General features: G+C 65.0%; 6 protein-coding genes. All 6 read left to right on the top strand.

Annotation, left to right across the window (positions count from 1 at the left end; translation table 11 throughout):
- Positions 1-135: 135 nt before the first annotated feature.
- Positions 136-438 carry a hypothetical protein gene (locus AC5RUJ_RS11735; protein WP_494128776.1) on the top strand — a complete coding sequence of 101 codons (303 nt, stop codon included), beginning with the start codon at positions 136-138 and terminating at the stop codon, positions 436-438.
- A 109-nt stretch (positions 439-547) separates the two neighbouring features.
- Positions 548-1225: a DedA family protein gene (locus tag AC5RUJ_RS11730; RefSeq protein ID WP_494001273.1), complete on the top strand. Its 678-nt coding sequence runs from the start codon at positions 548-550 to the stop codon at positions 1223-1225.
- Between the two features lie 492 nt (positions 1226-1717).
- The gene (locus AC5RUJ_RS11725; RefSeq protein WP_494022839.1) at positions 1718-2107 is read left to right on the top strand and encodes a GntR family transcriptional regulator; all 390 of its coding nucleotides are present in this window, start codon (positions 1718-1720) and stop codon (positions 2105-2107) included.
- A complete protein-coding gene (locus AC5RUJ_RS11720; RefSeq protein ID WP_494128773.1) occupies positions 2104-3030 on the top strand; it encodes an ABC transporter ATP-binding protein in 927 nt (308 codons plus the stop codon). The genes AC5RUJ_RS11725 and AC5RUJ_RS11720 overlap by 4 nt, the downstream gene beginning before the upstream one ends.
- A complete protein-coding gene (locus AC5RUJ_RS11715) occupies positions 3027-3716 on the top strand; it encodes a hypothetical protein (protein ID WP_494155897.1) in 690 nt (229 codons plus the stop codon). Before AC5RUJ_RS11720 ends, AC5RUJ_RS11715 begins: the two co-directional genes overlap by 4 nt.
- Positions 3717-3825: 109 nt before the next feature.
- On the top strand, positions 3826-4436 hold a 611-nt coding region (locus AC5RUJ_RS11710; RefSeq protein ID WP_494155896.1), incomplete at its 3' end, for a 3'-5' exonuclease.

Raw genomic sequence — 4436 nt, 5'->3', positions numbered from 1 at the left:
GGCCGCACGGAGATTCCCCGACGGGATGCGCCGGATGATCCACGCCCGCGACGCCGTCTGCGCAAGGCCCTGGTGCGACGCCCCGATCCGGCACATCACCACATCGTGCCCTGGACGCAGGGCGGTGAAACGACCATGGCCAACGGCCAGGGGCTGTGCGAACAATGCAACCAGTCAAAGGAAGCCGAAGGCTGGTCCAGCCGCCCTGTTGATGGACCACACCACAAGGTGGAAACCACCACCCCCACCGGACACACCTACACCTCCACCCCGCCACCACTACCAGGCACCCTCGCTGCAGGTGGTGACTTTAGGTCCGCGTTCGCCGCCGAAGCGGCTCTTGGGGAGTCGACGGTGCGGGCACGGCGTCGTCGACGCTTCCGACTGATGTGTAGGCGCAGTTCCCCACGTCCAGCAATAAGGGCAATTAAGTTATAGCTGTGCGGATTGCGAGCGAACTGCACCTCTTCGGGTGTCCGGACCGTCCAGACCCGACGCCCGGTTCGGTCATGACGGGGACGGTAAGGCAGACTTGTACACGATGAGCATGCTGATCCCTTACCTGATGTCCGGTCCCCGCCCTGCCCAGTCCGCAGATGATACCTCTGCCCTCACCGGGGTGGCCGAGTGGGCCGTAGGGCTGATGGAAGGCATCGGGGCACCAGGCGCGGGTCTGGCGATCGCGCTGGAGAATCTTTTCCCGCCGCTGCCCAGTGAAGTGGTGCTCCCGCTGGCAGGCTTCACGGCCAGCCGCGGCAGCTTCAGCCTTATCGAGGCGCTGGTATGGACCACGCTGGGCTCGATTATCGGCGCGTGGGCGCTTTACGGGTTGGGCGCTTGGCTGGGCCGACGGCGCATGCGCGCCATTGCCGACAAGCTTCCGCTGATCGACCTGGAAGATGTGGACAGGGTGGAAGCCTGGTTCAACCGCCACGGCTACAAGGCAGTCTTCTTTGGTCGCATGATCCCGATCTTCCGCAGCCTGATTTCCATCCCCGCCGGCATCGAGCGCATGCCGATGGGCAAGTTCCTCGCGCTCACCGCAGCCGGGAGCCTGATCTGGAACAGCATCTTTGTGCTGGCCGGCTTCTACTTGGGAGAGAACTGGCACATCGTGGAGGAGTACGCCGGCGTCTTCCAAAAGATCGTCATTGTCGTCGTCGTTGTTGCTGGCCTGTACTGGTTGACCACCAGGATCCGCAAGATCAGGAACCGGCGGGCGTAGGTAGCTGCTAAGGGCTGATCCTCCCATCGGTCAGCTTTGCCGCCGGCCCTGTAGACCTTCCGTTCCGCCGCCAGTTCCTCCGCACCACGAATCCTGCTCTAGCCCCCACCGGTCCTTACGGCGACGGACGCCACTCCGCTGACACCTCGCTGCCTTTACACCTTGACGGGCCCCCGGCCGCCAGGCATCGCCCTCACACCCCTTGACGGCAGTCCGCCGCCACCGTGATCCCTCACATCCTTGACGGGGCCTGCGCCGCCACCGTGATGCCCGCTGGCCCAAGTGCGCCGCTGCCGTATTGACGGGAACTGCCTGGCGTCCGCACCCCGGAGCCCGCGTACGAGCTCCGGGCCGGCTCGGCCTAGGCGTTCAGTGGCCCGATCCTCCTCCAGTTGACACGTACTCCACCTGTTGTATGGTTAGCTACATAAGTAATGAACCCGTGCACCCAACCCAACTAGGGGTGCAATGGGCCGGGAAAGGGAGGCGGCAGTGATCGATGACTCAAAGCCGATCTTCCTCCAGATCGCCGAGCGCGTTGAGAACGACATCGTGGACGGGGCGCTGGCCGAGGAAGGCCAGGTGCCGTCCACCAATGAGTTCGCCGCCTTCTACCGGATCAATCCCGCCACCGCGGCCAAAGGCGTCAACCGCTTGGTCGATGACGGGATTCTGTACAAAAAGCGGGGGATCGGCATGTTCGTAGCCGCCGGAGCCCGCTCCCGCTTACTGGCCCGCCGGCGTGACGACTTCTACCGCGAGTACGTTCAGCCGATGGCCCGGGAAGCACGAAAACTGGGTATCAGCACCGAACAGCTGACCGCAATGCTCCACCGCACCGAGTCCACCAGCGACATGACAGAGGGAAGCGTGTCCCCATGAGCTACCAGAACACACCCGCCATCGAACTGAGGCAGGTGAGCAAGTCCTACCGCGATGCCAAGGCACTGGACAACGTCAGCCTCCGTCTGGAGGGCAACCGGATCTACGGGTTGCTGGGTCGAAACGGCGCCGGCAAGACCACCCTGATGTCGGTGCTCACTGGCCAAGGCTTCCAGAGCAGCGGTGAAGCCTTGGTCTTCGGGCAGCACCCGTATGAAAACGACGCCGTGCTGTCCCGGATCTGTTTCATCCGGGAATCACAGAAGTACCCGGACGATTTCACCCCCCGGCAGGCGTTCAAGTCCGCCGCCCTGTTCTTCCGGAACTGGGACCAGGCCTACGCAGACCGGTTGGTCGAGGATTTTCAGCTCCCGCCCAAACGGCGGATCAAGAAGCTTTCCCGCGGCCAGCTCTCCGCCGTCGGCGTGATCATCGGGCTGGCATCCCGCGCGGAGATAACATTCTTCGACGAACCGTATCTGGGGCTCGACGCCGTGGCCCGCCAGATCTTCTATGACCGGCTGGTCGAGGATTTCGCCCACCATCCGCGCACCATCATCCTTTCCTCGCACTTGATCGACGAGGTGGCGAACCTGCTGGAGCACGTCGTGCTGATCGACCGCGGCCGGATCATCATGGACGACGACGCCGAAGCGATCCGCGGGACGGCCTTCACCGTGTCCGGCGGCGCCGCAGCAGTCAGGTCCTTCGCGGCGGGGCGGGAAGTGCTGCACCGTGAATCGCTGGGCTCGCTGGCCTCGTGGACCATCGACGGCAGGCTGTCGGATAGCGAACGCGCCGAGGCTGCGGAACTCGGTGTGGAGTTGGCGCCGGTGTCGCTCCAACAACTGGTCGTGCGGAAGACCACTGCTGCAACCGATGCCGTCGCCGATGCCGACTCCGAGCTGGAGGTCCTGAAATGAACCGCGTCATCAACGTAGCGCGCATGCAGTTGATCAATAAGTGGACCTTCCTGGGCATCCCCGCCGTAATCCTGCTGGCCTCCTTTCTGGTGACCCTGGCCATCTGGGCGATGATTCCTGCCGACGGCGGGACGCTATATTCCGGAACCGCGCAGGCGGTGATGTGGTACTTCCTGGCGCTGGGCATCCAGTCGCTGACACTGACGTTCCCGTTCTCGCAGGCGATGAGCGTGAGCCGCCGTACTTTTTACCTCGGCACCGTCGGCCTGTTCGCCGTCGTTGCTCTTGCCGTCAGTGTCCTTTACTACCTGCTGGGCCTGCTGGAAGTTGCCACCGGCGGCTGGGGCTTCAACGGCAGGATGTATGCCCTGGGCTGGATCGCCGACAGCAGCCCGATGGTGCAGATCCTGTTCTACTTCATCGCCATGGTTGCGTTGTTCATGATCGGTTTCTGGTTCGCCACCATCTACAAACGCTGGCAGGCGACCGGGATGTTGGTCACATGGATCGCGATCGCCGTGGTCCTGATCGGGCTGCTGGGCCTGATCGCCTGGCAGGGCTGGTGGCCGGCCGTCGGCGGGTGGCTGGTGGCCCAGACCCCGCTGAGCACCTCCGGCTGGACGGCGCTGTTCTGCGCGGCCCTGGCGGCCGGGTCCTACCTGACCCTCCGCCGGGCCACCCCCTGACCAAGCCCTGACCCGTCCGCAGGACGGCGGCCCCAGCGCGCGTTCCGGGGCCGCCGTCGGGCGTGTTGCAGGCGCAGAACCGTCGGTGCCGTCGCTTAGGGTTGAACGCGTGGCAGTTGACTTCACGGCGATCGATTTCGAGACGGCAAACGGGTTCCGGGGCTCCCCATGCTCCGTCGGCTTGAGCAAGGTCCGTGACGGCCGGATCGTCGAGGAAGCCTCCTGGCTGATGCGGCCGCCGGAGGGCTTCGACCACTTCGACCGGCGCAACGTCCAGATCCACGGCATCACCGCGGGCATGGTGGCGGGAAAGCCGCGTTTCGGCGAGATCTTCGCCGACCTGGCAGCCTTCATCGGCTCCGACGTGCTGGTCGCCCACAACGCCGCCTTCGACATGGGCGTGATTCGATCGGCTCTGGAGGTCTCGGAACTCTCCGGGCCGGCCTACGACTACGCCTGCACCGTCATCCTGTCGCGGCGCAGCTATTCGCTGGTGTCCTATTCCCTGCCGTTCGTCGCCGAGGCCGCAGGCGTGCCGCTGCACAACCACCACGACGCCGTGGCGGACGCGCGGGCCTGCGCCGGCATCATGATCGACATCGCCGGCCGCAACTCGGCCGGCAGCATTCCCGAGCTGCTGACCGCGATGCAGTTGCGCGCCACGCGCCTGGAGGCCTACCTCCCCGGCAGCGCGGCGGTGTCCAAACCCACCCGGACGGC

The sequence above is a fragment of the Arthrobacter sp. Y3223164 genome, from assembly GCF_059091005.1.
Note: the sequence above shows the minus strand (reverse complement) of the source record. Positions and strands in the feature narration are given on the sequence as shown.